Source organism: Paenibacillus vini (genome assembly GCF_018403325.1).
GTDB lineage: Bacteria > Bacillota > Bacilli > Paenibacillales > Paenibacillaceae > Fontibacillus > Fontibacillus vini.
Genome location: NZ_BOSL01000007.1, coordinates 229,426 through 251,086, shown reverse-complemented (window position 1 = coordinate 251,086; position 21,661 = coordinate 229,426). Strand labels below are relative to the sequence as shown.

General features: G+C 44.1%; 26 protein-coding genes. 4 read left to right on the top strand and 22 right to left on the bottom strand.

Annotated elements, in window-relative coordinates; translation table 11 throughout:
* Positions 1-14: 14 nt before the first annotated feature.
* From nucF to KJS57_RS13190, 8 genes are all read right to left on the bottom strand, one after another.
* Positions 15-824, bottom strand: a complete 810-nt coding sequence (gene nucF, locus KJS57_RS13225; RefSeq protein ID WP_213655148.1) for a 5' nucleotidase NucF — start codon at positions 822-824, stop codon at positions 15-17.
* A 230-nt stretch (positions 825-1,054) separates the two neighbouring features.
* Entirely contained in the window at positions 1,055-1,987 is a 933-nt protein-coding gene (gene rnz, locus KJS57_RS13220; protein ID WP_213655147.1) for a ribonuclease Z, read from the bottom strand.
* Positions 1,988-2,094: 107 nt separating this feature from the next.
* Positions 2,095-5,532 (bottom strand): methionine synthase, encoded by a 3,438-nt coding sequence (gene metH / locus KJS57_RS13215; RefSeq protein ID WP_213655146.1) that lies wholly within the window; start codon positions 5,530-5,532, stop codon positions 2,095-2,097.
* 360 nt (positions 5,533-5,892) lie between these two features.
* Positions 5,893-6,297 carry a FixH family protein gene (locus KJS57_RS13210; protein WP_244861528.1) on the bottom strand — a complete coding sequence of 135 codons (405 nt, stop codon included), beginning with the start codon at positions 6,295-6,297 and terminating at the stop codon, positions 5,893-5,895.
* A gap of 70 nt (positions 6,298-6,367) precedes the next feature.
* Entirely contained in the window at positions 6,368-7,162 is a 795-nt protein-coding gene (locus KJS57_RS13205; RefSeq protein ID WP_213655144.1) for an HAD family hydrolase, read from the bottom strand.
* A 57-nt stretch (positions 7,163-7,219) separates the two neighbouring features.
* The gene (locus KJS57_RS13200) at positions 7,220-7,756 is read right to left on the bottom strand and encodes a hypothetical protein (RefSeq protein WP_211020649.1); all 537 of its coding nucleotides are present in this window, start codon (positions 7,754-7,756) and stop codon (positions 7,220-7,222) included.
* 53 nt (positions 7,757-7,809) lie between these two features.
* Positions 7,810-7,983, bottom strand: a complete 174-nt coding sequence (locus KJS57_RS13195) for a DUF896 domain-containing protein (protein ID WP_211020650.1) — start codon at positions 7,981-7,983, stop codon at positions 7,810-7,812.
* A gap of 148 nt (positions 7,984-8,131) precedes the next feature.
* Positions 8,132-8,494, bottom strand: coding sequence for a LysM peptidoglycan-binding domain-containing protein (locus KJS57_RS13190; protein WP_213655143.1), 363 nt, complete (start codon positions 8,492-8,494; stop codon positions 8,132-8,134).
* A gap of 174 nt (positions 8,495-8,668) precedes the next feature.
* Here KJS57_RS13190 and lexA point away from each other — a divergent pair, with 174 nt between their 5' ends.
* Positions 8,669-9,295, top strand: coding sequence for a transcriptional repressor LexA (gene lexA, locus KJS57_RS13185; protein ID WP_211020964.1), 627 nt, complete (start codon positions 8,669-8,671; stop codon positions 9,293-9,295).
* A 400-nt stretch (positions 9,296-9,695) separates the two neighbouring features.
* Here lexA and KJS57_RS13180 read toward each other — a convergent pair whose 3' ends face one another.
* The 8 genes from KJS57_RS13180 to KJS57_RS13145 all read right to left on the bottom strand — a co-directional run bounded on the left by KJS57_RS13180 (position 9,696) and on the right by KJS57_RS13145 (position 14,817).
* Entirely contained in the window at positions 9,696-10,052 is a 357-nt protein-coding gene (locus tag KJS57_RS13180; RefSeq protein WP_213655142.1) for a VOC family protein, read from the bottom strand.
* A complete protein-coding gene (locus tag KJS57_RS13175) occupies positions 10,027-10,689 on the bottom strand; it encodes an NUDIX hydrolase (protein WP_213655141.1) in 663 nt (220 codons plus the stop codon). The genes KJS57_RS13180 and KJS57_RS13175 overlap by 26 nt, the downstream gene beginning before the upstream one ends.
* Before the next feature lie 118 nt (positions 10,690-10,807).
* Positions 10,808-11,650, bottom strand: coding sequence for an alpha/beta fold macrolide esterase (gene mle / locus KJS57_RS13170; protein WP_213655140.1), 843 nt, complete (start codon positions 11,648-11,650; stop codon positions 10,808-10,810).
* 484 nt (positions 11,651-12,134) lie between these two features.
* Positions 12,135-12,527, bottom strand: a complete 393-nt coding sequence (locus KJS57_RS13165) for a DUF6508 domain-containing protein (protein ID WP_211020656.1) — start codon at positions 12,525-12,527, stop codon at positions 12,135-12,137.
* A 20-nt stretch (positions 12,528-12,547) separates the two neighbouring features.
* Positions 12,548-13,063, bottom strand: a complete 516-nt coding sequence (locus KJS57_RS13160) for a GrpB family protein (RefSeq protein WP_211020657.1) — start codon at positions 13,061-13,063, stop codon at positions 12,548-12,550.
* Positions 13,044-13,595: a hypothetical protein gene (locus tag KJS57_RS13155; protein ID WP_211020658.1), complete on the bottom strand. Its 552-nt coding sequence runs from the start codon at positions 13,593-13,595 to the stop codon at positions 13,044-13,046. Before KJS57_RS13155 ends, KJS57_RS13160 begins: the two co-directional genes overlap by 20 nt.
* Positions 13,596-13,648: 53 nt before the next feature.
* The gene (locus KJS57_RS13150) at positions 13,649-14,326 is read right to left on the bottom strand and encodes an HD domain-containing protein (protein WP_373316822.1); all 678 of its coding nucleotides are present in this window, start codon (positions 14,324-14,326) and stop codon (positions 13,649-13,651) included.
* A gap of 26 nt (positions 14,327-14,352) precedes the next feature.
* The gene (locus KJS57_RS13145; protein ID WP_213655139.1) at positions 14,353-14,817 is read right to left on the bottom strand and encodes a DinB family protein; all 465 of its coding nucleotides are present in this window, start codon (positions 14,815-14,817) and stop codon (positions 14,353-14,355) included.
* Positions 14,818-15,069: 252 nt separating this feature from the next.
* Here KJS57_RS13145 and KJS57_RS13140 point away from each other — a divergent pair, with 252 nt between their 5' ends.
* From KJS57_RS13140 to KJS57_RS26475, 3 genes are all read left to right on the top strand, one after another.
* The gene (locus tag KJS57_RS13140) at positions 15,070-16,545 is read left to right on the top strand and encodes a hypothetical protein (RefSeq protein ID WP_213655138.1); all 1,476 of its coding nucleotides are present in this window, start codon (positions 15,070-15,072) and stop codon (positions 16,543-16,545) included.
* Positions 16,542-18,476, top strand: coding sequence for a TOMM precursor leader peptide-binding protein (locus KJS57_RS13135; RefSeq protein WP_213655137.1), 1,935 nt, complete (start codon positions 16,542-16,544; stop codon positions 18,474-18,476). The genes KJS57_RS13140 and KJS57_RS13135 overlap by 4 nt, the downstream gene beginning before the upstream one ends.
* A gap of 111 nt (positions 18,477-18,587) precedes the next feature.
* Complete coding sequence (locus KJS57_RS26475) at positions 18,588-18,701, top strand: YjcZ family sporulation protein (RefSeq protein ID WP_244861524.1); 114 nt, start codon at positions 18,588-18,590, stop codon at positions 18,699-18,701.
* A gap of 169 nt (positions 18,702-18,870) precedes the next feature.
* On the opposite strand, the gene KJS57_RS13130 is transcribed toward KJS57_RS26475, so the two are convergent.
* The 6 genes from KJS57_RS13130 to KJS57_RS13105 all read right to left on the bottom strand — a co-directional run bounded on the left by KJS57_RS13130 (position 18,871) and on the right by KJS57_RS13105 (position 21,628).
* Entirely contained in the window at positions 18,871-19,335 is a 465-nt protein-coding gene (locus tag KJS57_RS13130) for a DUF4871 domain-containing protein (RefSeq protein ID WP_213655134.1), read from the bottom strand.
* 15 nt (positions 19,336-19,350) lie between these two features.
* Entirely contained in the window at positions 19,351-19,818 is a 468-nt protein-coding gene (locus tag KJS57_RS13125) for a VOC family protein (RefSeq protein WP_213655132.1), read from the bottom strand.
* A 232-nt stretch (positions 19,819-20,050) separates the two neighbouring features.
* Positions 20,051-20,290: a DUF3977 family protein gene (locus KJS57_RS13120; RefSeq protein WP_244861523.1), complete on the bottom strand. Its 240-nt coding sequence runs from the start codon at positions 20,288-20,290 to the stop codon at positions 20,051-20,053.
* A gap of 16 nt (positions 20,291-20,306) precedes the next feature.
* A complete protein-coding gene (locus tag KJS57_RS13115) occupies positions 20,307-20,852 on the bottom strand; it encodes a GNAT family N-acetyltransferase (protein WP_213655131.1) in 546 nt (181 codons plus the stop codon).
* Between the two features lie 87 nt (positions 20,853-20,939).
* Positions 20,940-21,422 carry a hypothetical protein gene (locus KJS57_RS13110; protein ID WP_213655130.1) on the bottom strand — a complete coding sequence of 161 codons (483 nt, stop codon included), beginning with the start codon at positions 21,420-21,422 and terminating at the stop codon, positions 20,940-20,942.
* Positions 21,422-21,628 carry a hypothetical protein gene (locus KJS57_RS13105; RefSeq protein ID WP_213655129.1) on the bottom strand — a complete coding sequence of 69 codons (207 nt, stop codon included), beginning with the start codon at positions 21,626-21,628 and terminating at the stop codon, positions 21,422-21,424. The genes KJS57_RS13110 and KJS57_RS13105 overlap by 1 nt, the downstream gene beginning before the upstream one ends.
* Positions 21,629-21,661 lie beyond the last annotated feature (33 nt).

The following is a 21,661-nucleotide window of genomic DNA, read 5'->3' as shown; positions in this document are numbered from 1 at the left end:
TAAATTAGCGTGTATTAGTGTGAGTTATTACAAATCAGCTTGCGGACTTCATCCAGGTTGCTGCAGATTAAATCCGGATTAACACCTGAGGAAGCTACAAAACTAGGCAAGTTCTCTGCTGTTGTTACCCCGGTCAGTGTCAAGATCGTGCCGCAGCCGGCATTTACGCCCGCCGAGATATCGGTCAGCATATTGTCTCCGATAACGGCAACCTCTTCATTCCGAAGCCCCAAACGTGCGATGGCGTGCTTCATCAAAATATCCGACGGCTTGCCGATCACGATCGGCTCTACGCCGGATGCAGCACGGATGGCCGCCGAAATCGTACCCGCACCCGGCATGAGACCGTCCTGGGACGGCAGCAGAAGATCCGGGTTAGTTAATACATAGCGGGCACCGCCCAGGATCCAGCGAGCAGCTTTCGTCAAGGTTTCATATGTAAAATTCCGGTCAATCCCCTGAACGACAAAATCGGGATGCTCCTTATCCAGTGTCAATCCAGCATTCTTTAACGCTGAAATCAACCCGGTTTCCCCGATCGGCGCCACCTTGCAGCCCGGCATTTGTCCGGCGATATATTCCGCTGCGGCGACGGCTGAGGTGCATACCTGCTCCTCTTTGGCCGGGATCCCCATCGCTTTAAGATGTTCAGCGACATCTTCGGGAGTTCGTGACGAGTTGTTCGTCACAAACAAAAAGGGAATGCCGTTATCCTGCAGTTCGGTGATTAAACGATCAGCCTCAGGTATCATACGGCTGCCGTGGTATAAAGTTCCATCCAGGTCGATTAAATAGGCCTTCCAGGATAGGTTGGTTGTATTCATGTTTCCACCCTCTTGCTTCTCATTGTACATATATTAATAAAGGGCAAGCAAATTTCCCGCCCTTAATTCGCCATTATTGTGTCAAAATATAGAAATCATGACTATCATTCGTCGAAAGAGATCGAAGCAGGCCAAATTTGGGACCGGCCCATATGGAAAAGATTGATACTGCCTGTCATTTCCTGCGCTTTCCCGGAAAATAATCATTCAGATTCTGCGGATCAGCCTCTTTATTCCCCGCTTCGCAGCACAGGATACACTCCATGTTCCCGCGCCAGCTTCGTATTCGGAAATATCGTCTCCGCTTCATGCAGCAGTCCTTGCAGCTGATCCTCATATTTATAACGAGAGCTGAAATGCGTAAGATAAAGACTTTTTGCACCAGCCTCTTTAGCAGCCTCCGCAGCCTGCCTTGCCGTACTATGATGATACGTGTGAGCGGTATCCGCCAGCTCATGCAAAAAAGTCGCCTCATGCACAAGAGCATCCGCATCCTTCGCCAATGGGATCACGGACGGGCAGGGCCGGGTATCCCCAAGGATTGTCACGACTCGCCCTTTCTTAGGGCCGCCAAGCACTTCGGAAGGAGTTAGGGTCGTTCCATCGGGAGCAACAATACTCTCTCCTCTTTTCAACTTACCGTATAGGGGTCCCGGGGTAATGCCATGGCTTTTAAGCAATTCAATATCCAGCTTGCCCGGAAGATCCTTCTCGATAACCCGGTACCCGTAACTCGAGATCCGATGATCCAGCTTCGCCGATTCCACCCGGAACGTAGCATCTTCAAACAAACAGCCGCCTTCGTGCTCAACAATGTCTATTTTATAGCTGATCCGTGATTCGCTGAGATCCATGGCGGTATTTACAAACTTCTTAAGCCCCGGCGGGCCGTAAAGGGACAATGGGGTATCCCCTCCCTGATAAGCCCGGCTCGAGAGCAGACCGGGGAGGCCAAAGAGGTGGTCGCCATGTAAATGGGTAATAAAAATACTCTCCAGCTTGCTCAATTTGAGCGGGGAGCGGAGAATTTGATGCTGGGTTCCTTCCCCGCAATCAAACAGCCAAAAGGAACGACGTTCATCCAGCAAACGGAGCGCGAGTGACGTTACATTCCTCTCCAGGGAAGGTACCCCGGCGTTGGTTCCCATAAAATACAATTCCATCACGATGCCTCCCATCTGCTTTTCATTTATTATGAAACACATATCATTTGTACCAATATTATTGCCAAAACCCTCCGAAGATTCGGAGGGTTTCCTGGCCAATATCTTTAAGCTTTGTCCACGTTAAAATATTGGGCCTGCGGATGAGCAAACACCATAGCCGATACGGAAGCTTCCGGCTCCATCATGAATCCTTCCGTCAAATGAATCCCGATATCTTCGGGTTGCATCAGCTCAAACAGCGGCTGCTGGTATTCCAGATCCGGACAAGCCGGATAGCCGTAGGATACGCGAATCCCTTGGTATCTTGCGCCATGACGCTGCTTCATCGTCATCTCCTGCGGATCCGGGAAGCCCCAAATATCGCGCATAATGTGGTGAACCCGCTCGGCCAACGCCTCAGCCGTTTCTAGCGCCACGGATTGCAGCGCATGGGAACGCAGATAATCCCCGCTCTCTTTCCATTGATCGGACAATTCCCGTATACCTTGTCCCGCCGTAACTACCAGGAATCCGACGTAGTCCATGACGCCGCTGTCGACCGACTTCAGAAAATCAGCAAGACATAGGAACGGCTCCACACGCTGTCTCGGGAACGTAAAAGTTTTCAATATCTTTGTAGTATCGTTAGGATCGTAGATCAAGATGTCATCGCCCGATGACTGGGCCGGGAAAAACCGGTACATGGCCTGGGCGCGAATAATGCCCTTGTTAATGGCCTCTTGAAGGATCGTGTCGACCGTTTCTTTTAACTGTACGGCCTTATCATCTCCTTGGGCCAGCAATTGATCCACTGATCCCCGCAGTCCAAGATGATGTCCCAATAACATCTGCATATTGATATAAGGAATGATATGGTTAATTGGATAATCGCGAAGCACATGGCGATCCAAATCCGGCGGAATGAACACCGGCGCATCCGTCGAGATGTTCGATCTTACCGCACGGCTTAATTCCGGCAACGGTGCCGCCGGCGCGGCATTCGCATCCGCCGTCTTCTCGGCTTCTATATTTTGACGGATTAACTCCCTGTGTTCAGGGTCCATCAGCTTATTCGCCAAATCCAGGCCATCCATGGCATCCTTCGCATAAAGAACGAGACCGTTATACTCCGGACGGATCCGCGTTCTGGTGAACTTTCTCGTTAAAGCTGCGCCGCCTACCATAATCGGCACTTCAATGCCGGCATTTCGCAAATCTTGAGCCGTCGTTACCATTTGCTGGGCGGATTTCACCAAAAGACCCGATAAGCCAACCGCGTCTGGCAGCTCTTCCCGGCAGGCTTCGATAATGCGATCCGGTGGTACTTTTATACCCAAATTTATGATCCGGTAACCGTTATTGGAAAGAATGATCTCTACCAGGTTTTTTCCGATGTCATGGACATCTCCCTTTACGGTCGCAAGCAGAATTTTGCCTTTGACGGACGTCTCATTCTTTTCCATAAATTGTTCAAGGTAAGCTACTGACGCCTTCATAACTTCGGCACTTTGCAGAACCTCCGCAACGATCAGCTCGTTATTGTTGAAGAGTCGTCCGACTTCCTCCATCCCCGCCATCAACGGTCCGTTAATGACCTCAAGAGCGCTGTACCGCTTCAAGGCTTCTTCCAGATCCGGCAGGAGTCCTTCCTTTGTCCCTTCCACTACATAGGAAGCAAGACGCTCTTCCAGGGTTAAGTTGACGGCCTTGACCTGTTTCTCTACCTTTTTATTGCGGAATGCAGCCACAAATGCGGCAAGTGTTTCATCATTCGTATTGTATATCAGTTCCTCCGCCAATCGGCGTTCCTCTTCAGGAATGGAAGCATAGCGTTCCACTTTTTCCGTATTGACGATCGCATAATCCAGGCCCGCTTTGGTGCACTCATACAAAAAGACGGAGTTCAACACTTCCCGACCCGCTTCAGGCAAGCCAAAGGACACGTTACTTACACCGAGAACCGTATGACAGGCAGGTAAAGCCTCCTTGATAAGACGGATGCCCTCGATCGTCTCCTTCGCAGAGCCGATGTACTGCTCATCCCCCGTACCGACCGGAAAAACAAGCGGATCAAAAATAAGATCCTCGGCATTCAGGCCATACTTGTTGACCAGCAAGTCATGCGAACGCTTGGCGACCTCCAGCTTGTCCTCCCGCGTAATCGCCTGACCGCTTTCATCAATCGTACCGACTACAACGGCCGCGCCGTATTTATGAATAAGCGGGGTTACCTTCTCGAATTTTTCTTCTCCATCTTCAAGGTTAATGGAGTTAATTATCGATTTGCCTTGGCAATAGCTGAGCGCCAAATCCAGTACCTGCGGATCGGTCGTATCGATCATCAAAGGAACTTTAACCTTTTTAACGACCAGTTCAAGGAATAACTTAATATCTTCGGCTTCATCCCGGTCCGGGTCCTGGACGCAAACGTCGATAACCTGGGCGCCGTTCTTCACTTGAGCACGTGCGATTTCCGAAGCCTCTTCATATTTGCCTTCCACGATAAGCCGTTTGAATTTGCGCGAGCCAAGCACGTTGGTTCTTTCGCCTACCATGTATGGACGGTTTGCAGATTCGACGTATACCGGATCGATTCCGGAAATTGCAGGCGGATGAGTCCCGGCGATAGCCCGGGGTTTAAACTGACTCATCTTGTCGGCAAGCGCCTTGATGTGAGCCGGCGTCGTTCCGCAGCAGCCGCCCGCAATGTTCAGCCAGCCTTGCTCCGCGAAGCCCGCCATCTTCTGGGCCAGTGAGTCCGGGGATTCGTGATAGTTCCCGTTCTCGTCCGGCAAGCCAGCGTTAGGATGACAGCTTACGCCTGCCTTCGCCATCTCGGACAGCGTACGCACATGGTCCCGCATAAATTCAGGGCCGGTTGCGCAGTTCAAACCGACGGAGATCGGCTTTAAATGCTCCAGCGAAATATAGAAAGATTCAATATTTTGACCCGCTAGCGTCGTTCCCATAGGCTCGATTGTTCCGGAGATCATAAGAGGAAGCTTTTTACCGGTTGAAGCATAAGCGCGTGTAATCCCGATACTGCCGGCTTTAACATTCAGCGTATCCTGCGACGTCTCCAGCATCAGGACATCCACCCCAGCCTCGATCAGGACGGCGGCCTGCTCCTCGTAGCTGTTAATCAATTCATCAAACGTTACTCCGCCGGTTACGGACAAAGTCTTGGTCGTCGGGCCCAGTGCACCGACTACATATCTCGGCTTATCGGGTGTACTGTACTTCTCGGCAGCCTCAACCGCAAGGCGTGCAGCGGCGAGGTTGATTTCCCGCGTCCGATCCTGCAAATCATATTCGGCAAGCACTACGGAGGTCCCGCCAAACGTATTTGTCTCAATCAGGTCGGCCCCTGCCTCTAAATATCTCTCGTGGATGGACTGTATAATGTCAGGACGCGTGAGTACAAGAATCTCGTTACAGCCGTCCAGCTCATCGCCTCCGAAATCTTCCGCTGTCAGATTCTCTTGTTGGATCATGGTACCCATCGCTCCATCAAGGATCAATATTCGTTCTTTCATTAAGGATTCCAAGCTAGGTTTACTCATGATCAATACCCTCCCGTAAAACGTTAAGTTTTAGTTTATCAGAATGCAGCGTTTAAGGAAAGACACAATATGTATTCTGTACTCCGCGCCAGTCCTTAACTGATGGGTTTTTTACCGCAAAATAATATAAGCCGTCTGCACGCGATTCATTGAACGAAGCGGAGTGCAGCTCATAAAAAAGCTTATTAATCCCATAAATAAAATCAGGATATAAAACACGAACAAACTCGCTTTTATGCTAAATAAAGTTCGTGAATTCACACATCAGCTAAAGGTCAGTTCCTTTATAAACAAAGACTGCCTCCTCCCATCGGAATAAAGGCAGCCTTTATTGAGTTTACTGTAAGGAATAACTTGTTCCTATTTCACCGTTAAGTCGGCGGAAGGCATGGAATGCTGGTCACGAGCGGTAACATGGGAAATGACGTGATATTGGCCCGCTTCATCAAAAGAAGTCTCGAACACATATTTCCCGTTTCCGGATCCGGTTACGATCTCCTTGCTATGATCCTCGTCCTTGTCGCCGTCCTTCCAAAATTCGAACATCACTTCATTGGCATCATCCACATTGTTTCCTTGATGTGTCACAGTTGCCTCAAAAGTTACCTTTGCTCCGATTTGAACCTCGGTCGGATTGACTTTAAGCTCCACTTTGATCGGTTCCAAATTATTGTCGGCAGAGGCATGATGAGCTTCATTCTCTTTTTTACCGCAACCGCCCAGCACTAGAAGCAGCACTGCAAGGCTGACCGGCAGCCAGAACATCCTTTTCAAGTTATTCCCTCCTAATTACTCATTGATTTTTGATCACAATACAACTTAGACTTTTGATAAATTAACTAAATTTAGCAATAATATCGTGCAATTGAGATAAATGCTGAATCTCATAGTCAGGGACGATTTCATCCGTACGGGATTTCCCGTCACGATTGACCCATACTGTCGTCATTCCGACGCTCAATCCGCCGCAAATATCGGTAGTCAGCTTATCCCCTACCATAAGGCTATCCTCAGGCTCAACGCCAAGACGTTCCACAGCGTGGCGGAAAATCGTGGAGTCGGGTTTACCTTTGCCGAATGCTCCGGAAATTACGATCTCATCAAAATAACCGGCGAGCTCAGGCACTCCATCCAGTTTCTCCTGTTGAAGGGCCGGACAACCGTTCGTTAGGAGCAACAGCTTCACATTTCCCTTCAATTCGTTCAAAATGGTAAAGGTTTCTTCATATACATGCGGACGCGAGCGCCGTTCCCGGCCGAACTGCTCCGCCAGTTCTCCAGCCAAGACATCGTCGTCTACTCCCAAAGCCAATAAACCGCGTCTCCAGGATTCTTTACGGTATACCGGAGCGAGCTGTTCAAGCTGGCGAAATTCCGGTTGTTCCCCGGCGGTAAAATTCGCCCATAATCCCTCAAAAGGATTGATTCCGATCATTTTCGTAAACGGGAAGGTCTCATAAGATTCATAAAGCTCACGCGCTTCTTTACGCACCGCCTGCTCCAGCTTAGCCGGATCGGTTCCGGCAGCATCCTTAGCACGGAGGCAAGTCGCTTCAAACGCTTCTCTCACACTTCGCTCATCCCACAATAAAGTATCGTCCAGGTCAAAACATACCGCTTTAATCGCCATTTCTCTTTACACTCTCCCCCGAATATATTCACCTCATAAAAAACCTGCTATCTGTCTCTATTCCCGTTCAAACGTTACATGATGGACTTTTGCATATTGTTCCAAGCGATCACCCATAGCTGCCGTATCAAAACGGTTGCGAACGCGCAAAAATACCCAGTTATTTTCTTTCCCTTTCGGTACGATCATCACTTTGCTGCGATCAATTTTGATTTTGCTGATGTTGCTCGCTTGCAAGATCTTATCCCGATTGAACTTGGAGGTATAGAGCCATTCCTTGTTAATCCGCAAATACGGCTTTCTAAGGAAAATAGCCAGTGCCAAAATGAGATACAGCACGATCGTCAACCAAAACAATCCCGAATTTACTTCCGAAGCGCTTCCAACCAGGCCAACCGCAGCATACAGCAGAGCTAACAGTACCAAGACAGCAGGCAAGATCAGATTCCGTCCTTTGAAAATATCACCTTCACCCTTAGACCCCAATGCATTGCGGGAGTTTTGTCCTCCGCGGTTATTATTCAGGTTGGGACCCTTCCCCTTTTTGTTCATTCGAATCTGATTTCTTTCTACCTTTCTGTCAAACGAAGCCATGATCTTTCCTCCTAAAATGTATGGTTATGTATGCAAGGCCTGGCGGCCATGCTTTACTTATCCACGATTTCGATTGATTCGAGCTGTTGGCGGAAATTTCTCCGTATGTTCTGCAAGTAAGTTTCGCGCAGTTGGGCTCTTTCCAGCATCTCGTCTTCGGTCAAACCCTCTGCTTTATCTTTACGTGCCAGTTCATTAATACGGTTCACCAATGTATCTATATCCATGGTTTCCCTCCTGTTTCTTTAAATATTTCATAAGGCAACAATTCTTACTTTGACATGATAAAAAGAGCTTGTCAAGGCGAGTTGCCCTTGTACCAAGCTCTTAATAAAACATTCATATATATAAAGGAAAGTTCACGCAATTATATGCTTAATCTGGGAGAATTAGAGTGTCGCCCGCCTGTATGCCGCTGCTGTTTAACCCGTTAATCCGTTTAATGGCTTCAACATAAACTCTGGTGTCTTTGCCGCGAGGTTTATGATCAACGGCAATTTCCCACAAGGTATCTCCGGGTCTCACCACGAACGTAGATGATTCAGTCCGGTCATGTCCATCGGAAGCCGCCGCAAAAGCCGAGACAACCCCTGTCCCTGTCAACATTAATACGATCAGCAACAAAGCAATCTTAACCATACTTCTGCCCAGCCTCGAACTTCTTATTCCATCAACCCAATTGGAACGGGTCGCTTGAGGTTTATCATAGATACTTTGATATGTACTGTATTTCAGCATATTCATCACTCCAAACAAATGTTCTTATATTTGTTTTTAATATAACACGAACACTTGTTTGATTCAATAGTTTTTCGAACAATTGTTCCCTTCTTATTTAGAACTTATGTTTGTACGAACGGAAGTTCTATGTTATAATTTTTCCAAACGTTACTAATGGGGTTGATGATCGTTATGTCCAAGGTGTCCAGCCGTCAACAGGCAATACTAGAATTTATCCGCAACGAGGTCCGAATGAAAGGCTATCCTCCTTCCGTACGTGAAATCGGCGAAGCAGTTGGACTAGCTTCCAGCTCAACGGTACACGGCCATCTAGACCGGCTTGAGAAGAAAGGCTTCATCCGCCGCGACCCGACTAAGCCTCGGGCCATCGAGCTTCTGGGTCAGGATGACTCCGATACGATCGGAATGTTCGCTCATAGCGTGACTCGCGTTCCGGTAGTTGGCAAAGTTACTGCAGGTGTACCGATTACGGCCACCGAGAACATAGAGGATTATTTCCCGCTGCCGGATCATTATTCAGCAGATGGCGAAGTTTTCATGTTATCCGTTATTGGAAACAGCATGATCGAAGCCGGGATTCATAATGGAGACTATGTGATCGTAAGGCAGCAACAGACAGCCAATAACGGCGATATCGTGGTTGCCATGACCGAAGACGATGAAGCAACCGTTAAGACCTTCTACAAAGAGAAGGATCACATCCGCTTACAGCCGGAGAATCCTACGATGGAACCGATTCGTCTGAAGCATGTGAGCATTCTTGGTAAGGTTGTCGGACTATTCCGTGATTTGCACTAATTATTGCTATTAAGCAGAGAGGCTTCCCTATAATGGGAGCCTCTTTTGTTTGCACTAAGTTCTGAAATTTCTAACTCCTTTACACAGGCCACATATCATCATTTTGTAACTGCCGGTTCAATCCTGACCGTTCGCCCCGCCACAGCTTTCTTAGCCAAAGTCTGCGACGGTGGTATTTTTTCAGGGTAAGCACCATGTCCATCAGCTCCTTGCCCTTAGAGTGCCCGAAAAATCAAAAATCATGGATGAAATTTTGGGTCTTTGAGAAGCCTTGTTTTAGCAGACCTAACTGAAAATCGAAAAACCCACCATGCTCCATGCATGATGGGTAATAAGGAAAGATGTTGGACTTGATTATTACAATGGAATTGTAATCACGAATCAATGTCTTAGACTACTCTCAGCGAGGTTTATGAGTAAGAATATTTACAAGTTTATTGAATGGATCTCTAACAAAGAACCTGCGGACACCCCAAGGCTCATCAGCCGGTCCATACTCGATTGAAAAACCCGCCTCTTTCATTCGATTTAATGCCTCTTCGACATCATCTACTTCGATCGAGATATCGGGCACTTCCGTTGAATTCCCTCCTTCAGACATAAAGCTGATTTGCACGTCCATCTTTTCTTGGGAACCATAGGTAGTTATCCATCCAAGATCCATTAAGATATCTAACCCCAGAATTTCCTGATAAAATTGTTTAGCTGCTTCAGTTTGCTCTGTATAAAAGTTAGCGACTATTCGTTTTACTTTCATAGGATCCCTCCTCAAGCTCTAGGAAACTCTTGATTTTATCAACTATTAATTTGTAAAACTCTTCATCATGAGGGACGAACTGTACTTTTTCAACCACTTTATTTATCTCGATTCTATTTCCCTGTTCATCCATAACAAATCCTTGCAAATCTATTTGATCCCGTTGGCCCATCCACAGCTCATAAAAATCAGAAAAGCGCGTCATAAACATCCCTGAAACCTCTTCACTTTGAACCGTAAAATCATCAAGCGGCCTGTTGTAATTATGTAAATATACATGAGCAATTTCTTTATCAATAAAATCATTTTTTACTACAACATAATCAAGTATACCCAATGAAATTAATTCATGGTAAGCAACGTCAATGCCGGTCTCCTCTTTAATCTCTCTTATTCCATCCGCTACAGATTCATTAAATAATAAATGGCCTGCGGCCGTAATATCAAATAAATTAGGGTAATCCCGTTTATGTTCACTTCTGAGTTGCAAATAGATGTAGTCATCGAACTCATCCCTACTTATAAACCAGCAATGGAAAGCTTCATGCCAATAACCATGTTTATGGACTTCTTTTCTAGTTGCGACACCTATCGGCTCTCTTTGATCATTAAAAATATTGATAAGCTCAGAATCCATAACAACAACCTCCTGTTTTTGTTATAACGACCTCTTAAACACTTCAGTAGTTAGGAACGCCCCAGCCTATGGACCGCACAATTCATAGATTGGGGCGACCATTACAGTATTAACTTAATTAGTTTGATCTCGAAGTATGCTCTACAATAGAATCGACGATTAAATCCCAGTCATCATAATGAAGTTCATGCCCGGTACCCTCCAATGAAAGTAACACTGCGCCCGGGATTTCTTTGGCTAGATTTTGTCCGTGTTTAAAAGGAATGATAGGGTCGTCCGTGCCGTGTATAATCAGAGCGGGCACATTAATTTCACTTGTCCTAGCTAGATAGGATTCCCCGCCTGCCAGTAAGGCATGATTATTCATGCTGGCCATATTGCTGCCTCTTGCAAATTCATTTGCAGCCAAAACACCAATTTTCTTCTCATTAAAAAGATGCTTTGAACCCACAAGAATCCTTGATTTATCAATCGTAAATTTGATTACCGATGATTCGTCCTTCCAATCTATATCCCCTATATTCGAGAAAAAGTCCATTACCTTATCCTCCATCGGAGGGAGATGCGAAGCAAAGTTCGACGTGGCAAGGAGGGTAATTGTTATAACCCTTTCCGGGTGCCGAAGAGCTATCATTTGAGTCAGCATCCCGCCCATGGACATGCCCAGGATATGCGCTTGTTTTATTTCATAAGCATCCAATACTCTTACTGCATCATCAGCCATATCTTCGAAAGTATACTTCGGTTGGCCGGGTTCGTAAGTGGTTGAACGTCCAACATCGCGGTTATCGAAACGAATAACAAAACGACCTGCATCTGCTAATCGTTGGCAGAATTCTTCCTCCCACCAAATCATCGAGGATTGGGCACCCATAATGAGCAAAATAGCCGGGTCATTCAGTTTTCCGAAAGTATCCGAGCACAGTTTAATGCCATCTATTTCAATAATTCGTTCGTTCACGTAAATCCCTCCAATTATATATATTAAAAACAAAAAACACAGGCTATTGGCCTGTGCTGTCAGTAATCGAATAGGAAATGGAGAATGTACGAAATAAATAGATTATTCTAATGACAGACTCTATTAGGTCAGTAAAAGAATAGATCCTTATAAATTTCGTTAGATTTTCTTCAAATCCAGTCTATGCAATATGAGAATTGAGTTACCGCTGTTCTCACTCGCATATAACATATCTAGGTTACCGCGCAGGCAAACCATTCTTCGATTACTATGCACACAAATAGCCTTAAAGCATTGTAATATTCATTGTGCAAAGAATTTCGAAGAATTAGTTTAACACACGTAACCCCTCCGTTCGTATCAGATAAAGAGATGGTAACATCAATTATTTTCCATGTCAACCCTTGGTAATTCCTTAGAATTCTCGCGATCTTTACACAGATTTATTAGGATCATCATTTGTTTTACTTTTACTAAGGCTCCCTTAGGATCTCGAGAGCTCTTGAAGTCTTAATAAAATATTGGTGACATGCCCCTTTAAAATCACATTTATAAACAAACCTTCGTTAAATCTGTCTCCCCGAATATAGCTAGTCATTAATTTTCTAAGTGTTTCTAGATCTGCATTCATGATTTCACTGTACAAATCGTTGTTTATATCTTTAAATTCTTTATTGTCACTAATCCATTGAACCCAATCAAAAACTATTAAGAAATTAGTATCGCTTAGCTGTTTTCTAAACTCACTGACTTCTGAGCTCTCTACCCAATAACCTTTTTCCACAGTAAAAAAGATACTATCCGTATTCTGAAAGAATTCAAGATAGTCAATTAATATCTTAATCTCTTCTTTCGTTATACTCCCGTTGGATGGCATGTCTTTTCCCCACTCTTCTATTATTGGTTCTTATTCGAATGCCATTGAAGCGCTCTATTCTCCATTTCCTTAACAAATGGTTTTTTGGCTTGACTATAAAAACTTGTATCATCAAATCGTTCCGCTAATTCTACCTTCAGGTTTGTATAAAGTTCAACCTCATCCGGGTGTGATCTCAAATAGTCTCGAAAGATCAAATGCCTATGTATTTGCGGATTATCAAATTGGTAAAAATGGATATGATGACTTCGGTTCTCCCCGCCTTTTCGAAACAACCTTCTTCCGGGTAACCCCCACTCCCCGGCTACATCATACCCAAGCGAATTCATTTTCTCATTGAAGCTGTCGATTTTATTAATGTCCTTAACTATACACATCATGTCAATGACGGGTTTAGCCTTCATTCCTGGAACTGACGTACTTCCGAAATGCTCAAAAGTAATAATCTCTTCGCCAAAGATCAACTCTAATAAATTGACTTCTTCTTCGTATTTATGAATCCATTTATCATCATACTCAGTAAGACGAATCTTCATTAAACGTCCCCCTTAATGCTTTATCGTCCCATATTTGCACTTCAACATACCTTTCCGGCCCCTTCTTCCCTTCCGGGTTCCATTGTTGGGGTAGTCCGTACCGGTTTATAAGGTCCATAATTTCTGTCTTTGTGTATACCTGTCCCCTATACTCTTTACCGTCTTTATATCTCATTGTCGGAAACAAGTCCCCATACGTAAAACTTAGAATCTCAGGACTAAATTCCTCTAGATCTACGCGAAGTTCGCACCCATCTTTATACCATCCTTGAATCCATTCACATTTACCAAGCGTCATATAGTGAGGATATTCCTTTTTCGGTTTTCCTCCCTTAGCAATAAACAGTTCTCGGGCCGTTTTTTCCAATTCTCTGCGAATTTTTAAATAATCGTCTGAACGATTGCTTGCAAATACATCAGGCTCCTGTTTTAACTTTCGAAGTACCTCTTCTCCAGCTTCTAGAGACAAACTTGATAAATTTTTGAATGGTCCATTCTCTCGTTCATAGTAGTGATACAAATAATACTTCATTGATAATCTCCCTTAGGTGTTCAAAGATTTCGACGGATGTTCAATGCTCATTATTAGGGTTGGTTTTCTTTAAAATTCCACTCTTGATAAAACTGATTTAAATACTCTTCCATAAATTTATGTCTTTTCTCCGCTAACTCTTTCGCATAATTTGTATTCATCAAATCTTTTAATTTCAATAGTTTTTCATAGAAATGGTATATTGCCGTTTTTCCATTCGATCTGTAATCCTTATCCGTGAAATCTTGTTCGGGATTATGGATTAGCTGTCCTTTCCAACCGGAATATACAAAGGTCCTGGCGATCCCTATGGCCCCTAGTGCATCCAATCGGTCAGCATCTTGAACAATTTGACCTTCAATGGTCTCCATTGGTTTATTCTGTCCGCCATTATATGAGATGGATGATATGATGGTTACGACTTTATCTATGCATTCTTTATCATCTATCCTCTGTTGCATCCAGTTCCGTACTTTATCTATACCTGCCTGTTTTGATTCATTTAATTTAACATCAGCTATGTCATGAAGAAGCGCTGCCAATTCACAAATAAAAATATCCGCGCCCGCCTGCTCGTTCTTTGCAATTTCTAAAGCTAAATTTCTAACCCGGTCACAGTGCCACCAATCATGACCTGACGGGTCAGGGCCCAGTTCTTCCTTCACAAAATCTTCTGCCAGCTTGATAAGTTCTTCATTGCTGTACATCTTTTGATCTCCTTTCCGGTTCACGAAAAGTCTCGACTTTAGATAACTATCTATCTTAAGCTAGTTATTTGATTCATATGATGTTGATCATGCCAGATGAAATCCTTTAAATACTGAGTCACATTAAAATCGTTTCCATCCCCATCTTTAAAATTCTGATTGATTATTTCCTCAGGCATAACTCGAATGGAAGAACTAATTTTTTCACGATATGAAACGGTTTCCCCTACCAATTCGCTTATAGTGATAGTCTTTGCGTAAACTACAGCTTTATTATTGAATTCATCATAATCGGTATGTTTAAGTGTAATAGATTTGCCCGAAGCAATCTTATGTATGGCTTCCTCGTAAAAAAACTTATCCCAGAGCATGATATGACAGACAATATCTTTGATCGTCCACTTCCCGGCTTCAATACTAGAATGCCAAAACTCTTCAGATTGATCCTGGAGGGACTGAACAAATTGGATCCATTCCTCAAAAGTAATAAGCAGTTCTTTTACCTCATTTGACATAGAAACTAACCCCTTTACGTTTTTTTAGCCGGCAAAGCGAAAACGCATTCAATTAGGCTTATTCCATTATAATACATCTCACTGACAAAGGGTGATTGCCCTTCACAGTGAATACGGTTTTAAACGATGAAATACATACAAGAACAGCAAGCTTCATATCTTTAAATGAATTTTATCGTTAGTAAATAGCGAAATTTGAGTAGCTTGAACAGTGCATTATGCATCAAAAAGATTGGGAAGGAGTTGTGCAGGATGGCTACGCTTCAAGAAGAGGGTACACTCGCTATCGGTTCCGGCCGCATCTTGCTCTCGCTTGCTGAATCATGGTATGAATCCGGTTTGTCTGATCTCGCGGTTTATGTAACAAATAAGGAATCAACAGCCACCGAAGAAAAAGAGGAGCCGGATTGGAGGGCAATCGTTCAGCCTTTTCAATTTATATTGTACATTTCAGAGCATGGTGATTGGGACGAACTTCGGTGTATTCAACTTGCTTGCATGGCGGAAAGGAAACAAATGCTCCCTGCCATCGTCATAAGAGGAATTGGAATGGCAGGTCCGTTGCTGGACCCTGACGGAGACGGCCAATGGGAATCAGCATGGAGGAGAATCCATTACTCCGCTTTTCCCGAGAAGCAAACGCCGGTGGTCTTCTCCAGTGCGGCTATTGGAATCTTAACAAGTATACTAGTTCATGTAAGGCATAAAGACATTACGTATGAACATGAAATGGACTATAGGAATCATTGCTTCTTACTTGACCCCTTAACGCTAACTGGAGGCTGGCATTCTGTACTCTCACATCCTTTAGTATCCGGGTTTACCTTGGCCCTTCCGGTGACGGATATAGCGCGTAGGCTGCTAATTAATCATGAAAAGATAAGTCCGGAGGTATGGTTTACGGCGTTCAACCAACTGACTTCCAGGGTATCCGGAATCTTTCATGCATGGGAAGAGTCGGACTTAATTCAGCTTCCGCTGGCCCAGTGTCTTGTTCAACCTGTAGACCCCTTGCCCCAAGAATCTGAGCAGCTCTTACCTACCATTATCAGGAGTGGACTGACGCATGTTGAGGCACGGCGAGAATCGGGATTGGCTGGGTTAGAAGCTTATGTGACCCGCCTGATTCCGCGGATATTTGCCAACTTACCTGATGATAAGCAAGACAGAATCAGCATTGGAGCTGGATGCGATATTAATGAAGCCGTAGGCCGTGGGCTTAGGGCTTGTTTAACGAAAGAGTTAAGTAAGCGGATTGTGTCTGATGGACCGATTGTTGTTCATCGTATTGCATGCCCGCAAATGGAAGACATCCGTAGTCAGTATTACTCAAAAGCATTAACCACCTTGGAAAGGGAACCTCTTATTGCAGTAGGTGAGCCGGTGTTCGGTTTTCCGGCCGTCTGGGTCTGCGCAGATTCGTCATGGTATGGCAGCGTGGATCTTAGTTTCACGCATGCACTTCGCCAATCACTGCTGAAGGCACTGAGTACAACCGAGCCCACAGCGGTCCCTCCCCTTCTACAAAAAGGTCATGATGATTACAACTTTCCTATTTCTGAAGTCGGTGATCCTCCAAGCTATAGTTCATTGATAGTCTCAGCCATGGAGACTCTGAAGCATTCGCATAAGTGCCTTGAGGTATTTGAAGTGCATAATGAATCGTTGTGGGGAAAAGGGCCGTTCGTAGCCTACGGTGTAGTTCTTGGAGAGGAGGAAACTTCATGAATTCTGTCGCTATTATTGGGGAGGGAACGCTTGCCGCAGCCGTATCTAAACTTTTATCTGAATACTTGCCTATTCAAAGAAAGGATTTTAGTGAAGAGATTCCCGCAGTAGACTTGGTCTTGGTGCTGAATGATGAGGATAACTCCTCCACGATTTATGAAGCTGAACAAAAGCTGACTTCACGGGGCATTCCATGGTTAAACGCCTATATATCTCTAGGGGAAGGAATCATAGGGCCGTTAAGGGTTCCTGGAACGACCGGATGTTTCCAATGTGCAGAAACGCGATTATCCTTAGCGGGGAGCAATCGGAAAGAGGTCGAGGATTTACTTTTGAAGCTCGTGTCTGAAGATTATGTTTCCTCTAATACTGTTGAGATATCTCCGGCGGTTGCTTGTTATATGGCGCATATTATCTCCTCGGAAACGGATAAGGTCTTGCGAGGCGATAGAGCAAATACGGAAGAACATCTCTATTTGGTCAACTTGGATCATCTGAGCTGCTCGATCCATTATGTCATGCCGCTCGGGACTTGTTCCGTTTGCGGGCAATTGCCGGATAACTCCGCTGAATTAGCGGAAATAGCACTACAGAAGTGCCTAAAGGCGGGCAACAGTTACCGAAGCCGCTCAATAAATGATTTAAAGAGTGTTTTACTTAGAGATTACTGGGACCGTCGTACAGGAATTTTTAACGATAAAAAGTGGGGGCTCGACTCTGTCTTTGCCATGGCCGGTGTAAACCTTCCGTTAGGTTTTTACGATGAGATTACTGGGGGGCGATCACACTCTTATGTAGAAAGCGAGCTTGCGGGGATCTTAGAAGGGCTGGAGCGTTATTGCGGCGTGACTCCTCGTGGCAAGCGAACCATCGTGCAGGGCAGCTATTCACAACTTAAGGATACCGCCCTGGATCCGAATGTGGTAGGGCTTCATGCAGAGGAACAGTACAATCAGCCTGACTTTCCTTTTAGCCCATATGATCCGGAAGCTCCAATGGAATGGGTCTGGGGATATTCGTTTCTACATTCACGTCCTGTTCTGGTCCCTGAACTGCTGGCGTATTATAGCATGGGTGAAGGAGAAGGATTTGTGTATGAGAACTCCAATGGGTGTGCTGTAGGAGGAAGCCTGGAGGAGGCCATTTTGTATGGGATTTTCGAAGTGGTTGAGAGAGATTCCTTTCTGATGACCTGGTTTGGGAAACTCCCTGCTCCCCGGCTTGACTATAATTCTTCTGGAGACCCGGAACTGATCCTGATGATTCAACGTTTACAAGCGGTTACTGGTTATGAAGTGAGCTTATACAACACCACAATGGAAAACGGAATTCCCAGCATATGGGCAATCGCAAAAGGAAACGCAGCACAAAACGTAAACCTCCTCTGTTCTGCTGGAGCTCATCTCGATCCAATTCGGGCAGCCAAGAGCGCCATACATGAGCTGGCGGGCATGATCCCGGCGGCGGAGAGGAGATTGAAGGAACGAAGACCTGAAGCCGAAGCTATGCTTGATGACTCGTTCCTTGTGCAGCATATGGAGGATCACTCCCTGCTCTATAGCTTGCCACAGGCAGAAGAACGGCTTCATTTTTTAATCGATGAACAGAACCCCCTCCGAACTTTTGCAGAAGAGTTTCCTTCGATTCCTTGGCAAGAAGATTTAACAGAGGACTTAAAACAAATACTTCAAGTTTTCCTCCGTCTTCAGATGGATGTCATTGTTGTTGACCAGTCATCGAGCGAGACGCTACGCAATGGACTCCATTGTGTGAAGGTGCTTATACCGGGAATGTTACCCATGACATTTGGTCACCATCTTACCCGGCTTCATGGGCTAAATAGGGTATTGGACATACCGATGAAGTTAGGTTATACAGACCACAGGCTGACTCTGCAGGAGCTCAATCCTTATCCGCATCCATTTCCTTAGGCAAGGGCAAAATTCTTAAGGCATTCGCCGTATTTCTAGACAGGAGTCCAATCCACCTGCCGTGTACATTCATACAATTTAGATATATACGGCGAAGGGGGGAAAATCGCAATGGGAGAACTGGGTGGAGTTGGCAGCTGTAGCTGCGCTGGCTTGTTTACAAGTACAGGTGTAATCCTCGTACTGTTCATTCTGCTGGTTATCGTTTCTCGTACATTCATCTAATTTTACAGCGGTACGATTATCGTTCCTTTGTTGATTTAATGAAAAGACAAGATCAGCAATCCAAGTGATTTCGTCAATAATCATGTTCGGGATTGTTTATCTAGTTTATAAGGCTTAAGCGGTATCGATACCGCTTAAGCTTTTTCATTTCTCAGAAACCCTTTTATCGCTAATTCGGTTCCTTACCTTCAACAAATAAAGATTCATAATGCTCGTTATCTAAATAAATATTGAGTTTCCAAAGACCCGTCGAGGTCAGTTTAATTCCTGATGGCAACGATGTTGTTGCCCCTAAATTGGGAGCTAGCACAAGGGGATCCGATTCAAACAAAGTAACCTGCTCTCCGGTTTTGGCACTTATACCGTCGACTTTAAATGACTTTCCGATAAGGTTGTCTTCCTGATCCCAAAAATGCCAAACAACCTTCTGGGAGACCCCTACTGTAAGGGGAGCATCCGTTATTCCAAGCTTGTTTTCAATCCCTCTTAGGGTAAAACTTCTCTCTACACCTTGATCATCTGTATAAGGCACACCAAAAGTTGAACTTAGTTTCCAATCAGATTCATTATGTTCATTGCAGCCAGTGATAAGTCCGATAGCAAGTAATATAAACAGAAAAAGAATCTTCTTCATAATAGGTTCAACTCCTTAAAAAGCGGTCTCTTTCAAAAGATTTTCCCATTCTTCTATTGATAATTTATTGGTTACATTTTTAAACTTTTCAGGGACACTTATAAAACACATCAATTCTAAGCTGTTTCCATCCGGATCATCGAAATAAACGGAAGCGTTCCCCTGATTTGGACGGATAAAAGGATGTACTGAATTTCTTTTGCCAAACGGTACCGGATCTATCTCGATAGCTTTTAGCCATTTTACGCTATCTTTAAGATCTTCATAACTAACACAAAATGCTAAATGTCTTAGTGAGGGGTGATACGAAGTTTTATGTTCCTCTCCTTGCCATAAACCAATCCAACTCTTCTCCTTTTCAATCCAGAAGAAAGCAGTATCTTCATCTCTCCAGGCAAGTTCTAATCCTAATTTAGAGTAAAATTCGATGGATCTGTGTAAATTGCTAACAGGTAGATGTGCTTCGTACAATCCAAGTATCATGGTTTGCCTTCCCTTCTCCATATGAATTTCAAATTAAAGTTCAAAAAAGCTGCCAGTATAGCGATGCACCTGAGTGAACCCTAATCTTTCCGCAAGCTTTTTGGGTTCATTATCTAGTGAACAATCCCAATACAATGTAATAATCTTCTTGAGCTAACTCATGCATTAAGGGACCTCCTCGATCATAACTGTCATCTTTGCAAAAGCTGTCATGCCGTATTGCTCTGGTTTCTCAAACTCCGTAGAGTCCTATTATTAACTTGAAACTTTTTCTGCTTTTGGTCTGAAGCTTTATTCCTTCTTTAAGATCAATAATCAAGACTCTTCTTCCTATCCATAATCTTAAATATACTGATTTCAATTTAAACGGTTTCACGATTCCTTTAATTTCGGTCTCTGTTCCATCTTCATGCTCCAGTTCCGTTCTGACGATCCACCTGTTGCCAAATCCAATCTCGATATACTTTTTCAACGATCTTCTCCTGAAATCATTCATTATTTTTGTATTCAATCAGCCAACAATCTCTATATTGTCCTTCGTGGTATTCATGTTTCTTAAGATATTTCTTCTTAATAAAACCGCATTTCTCATAAACCTTTAATGCCCTAGTGTTCCAGGCTTGAGGATCCATGACTACAATCTGTGCCTTTTTGACATTTATAAGATATTTGACGGTTTCTTTAATTAGTTGTGTTCCGATTCCCTGGTTCCAAAAAGAAGGCTCCCCAATAAACTGATCCATCCCATAAATCTTTCCGCTGAAATCAGTGTACCCGTACTTCTTAATCTCTTCCTCATCTATCACATAAAACTGAAGGTACCCTATGTCAATGGATCGATATTGGATGATACATTGGGTAATTCCATCCCTATCTTCGTAAAAATGCTTTTGAACTAACTCCTCATCATGAGCGCGATCGCGGCCTTCATAATATTGGAGTACTGTGGGATTAGAGAGCCACTTTACAAGTAAATCAGCATCTTCGAATTCAAGACTTCTTAGACATAATTCCTGATTTTGAAAAATGATCATGATTACCTCTCCTATTTGTTAATCCCGATTACTTGCTTCAGCTTCTAATAGTCTATACTGAACATCGAATTGCTCACCCTTGTTCAACTAATCGATTAATTTGATAAGACCGGAGCTTCCTACAATTGTGTACCAGCGTGAAATTTCGTAACATGCCAAATTATAATTAGTCCAAGCCTCGGCGTTTCCATAATGAAATGCTTGATGTGAGTCAAGCAGGCTATAATCAACAGGTATCTCGCCATTATTCGAATACTGCATCCATACCTTTTCGTAGTTGGAATATCTGCCGTCAACCATGGTTGCTAGACCTTCATCAAACCACACGGGGACTTTATTCTTATTATGTAATCTTTCTCTTAACTCTGCATGAGTAAATTCATGTGATATTACGCTTACATTTAACCCCTTTGGTCCAACAACGATATAATTCTTCCATGGATAGTAATAAGTTTGCCCCGTCGGATTTTCCGCATATTTCTTCAATGCTTGTTGACTAAGAGTGACTATTAAATAGGGAGAAGAAACTCTTTCACCAAAAACATCTGCCACTTTATCTTGTGAGGACATTACATATTCCAACAATCCGTTCTTTCATCGCTCTTCAAAACAGGTTCCACATAAACATCTTTATCGATTTGCTCCATATTTGAATAATCAACGAACATAGCGTTAACTGGCTTTGCATAAACCGTTAGAGAGACAACAACAATTGAAAAAATGAACAGTCCTAAAATCAATCCGATAATTTTGCTTTTACTCTTTAAAAGCTTCACGCATTTTTCCCCTTTATGAGATTTTATTGTAAT

Bases quoted from the DNA above. Each gene is read 5' to 3' on its own strand.
- nucF (WP_213655148.1), bottom strand. From the start codon at position 824: ATGAATACAACCAACCTATCCTGGAAGGCCTATTTAATCGACCTGGAT.
- rnz (WP_213655147.1), bottom strand. From the start codon at position 1,987: ATGGAATTGTATTTTATGGGAACCAACGCCGGGGTACCTTCCCTGGAG.
- metH (WP_213655146.1), bottom strand. From the start codon at position 5,532: ATGAGTAAACCTAGCTTGGAATCCTTAATGAAAGAACGAATATTGATC.
- KJS57_RS13210 (WP_244861528.1), bottom strand. From the start codon at position 6,297: ATGTTCTGGCTGCCGGTCAGCCTTGCAGTGCTGCTTCTAGTGCTGGGC.
- KJS57_RS13205 (WP_213655144.1), bottom strand. From the start codon at position 7,162: ATGGCGATTAAAGCGGTATGTTTTGACCTGGACGATACTTTATTGTGG.
- KJS57_RS13200 (WP_211020649.1), bottom strand. From the start codon at position 7,756: ATGGCTTCGTTTGACAGAAAGGTAGAAAGAAATCAGATTCGAATGAAC.
- KJS57_RS13195 (WP_211020650.1), bottom strand. From the start codon at position 7,983: ATGGATATAGATACATTGGTGAACCGTATTAATGAACTGGCACGTAAA.
- KJS57_RS13190 (WP_213655143.1), bottom strand. From the start codon at position 8,494: ATGCTGAAATACAGTACATATCAAAGTATCTATGATAAACCTCAAGCG.
- lexA (WP_211020964.1), top strand. From the start codon at position 8,669: ATGTCCAAGGTGTCCAGCCGTCAACAGGCAATACTAGAATTTATCCGC.
- KJS57_RS13180 (WP_213655142.1), bottom strand. From the start codon at position 10,052: ATGAAAGTAAAACGAATAGTCGCTAACTTTTATACAGAGCAAACTGAA.
- KJS57_RS13175 (WP_213655141.1), bottom strand. From the start codon at position 10,689: ATGGATTCTGAGCTTATCAATATTTTTAATGATCAAAGAGAGCCGATA.
- KJS57_RS13165 (WP_211020656.1), bottom strand. From the start codon at position 12,527: ATGCCATCCAACGGGAGTATAACGAAAGAAGAGATTAAGATATTAATT.
- KJS57_RS13160 (WP_211020657.1), bottom strand. From the start codon at position 13,063: ATGAAGATTCGTCTTACTGAGTATGATGATAAATGGATTCATAAATAC.
- KJS57_RS13155 (WP_211020658.1), bottom strand. From the start codon at position 13,595: ATGAAGTATTATTTGTATCACTACTATGAACGAGAGAATGGACCATTC.
- KJS57_RS13145 (WP_213655139.1), bottom strand. From the start codon at position 14,817: ATGTCAAATGAGGTAAAAGAACTGCTTATTACTTTTGAGGAATGGATC.
- KJS57_RS13140 (WP_213655138.1), top strand. From the start codon at position 15,070: ATGGCTACGCTTCAAGAAGAGGGTACACTCGCTATCGGTTCCGGCCGC.
- KJS57_RS13135 (WP_213655137.1), top strand. From the start codon at position 16,542: ATGAATTCTGTCGCTATTATTGGGGAGGGAACGCTTGCCGCAGCCGTA.
- KJS57_RS26475 (WP_244861524.1), top strand. From the start codon at position 18,588: ATGGGAGAACTGGGTGGAGTTGGCAGCTGTAGCTGCGCTGGCTTGTTT.
- KJS57_RS13130 (WP_213655134.1), bottom strand. From the start codon at position 19,335: ATGAAGAAGATTCTTTTTCTGTTTATATTACTTGCTATCGGACTTATC.
- KJS57_RS13125 (WP_213655132.1), bottom strand. From the start codon at position 19,818: ATGATACTTGGATTGTACGAAGCACATCTACCTGTTAGCAATTTACAC.
- KJS57_RS13115 (WP_213655131.1), bottom strand. From the start codon at position 20,852: ATGATCATTTTTCAAAATCAGGAATTATGTCTAAGAAGTCTTGAATTC.
- KJS57_RS13110 (WP_213655130.1), bottom strand. From the start codon at position 21,422: ATGTCCTCACAAGATAAAGTGGCAGATGTTTTTGGTGAAAGAGTTTCT.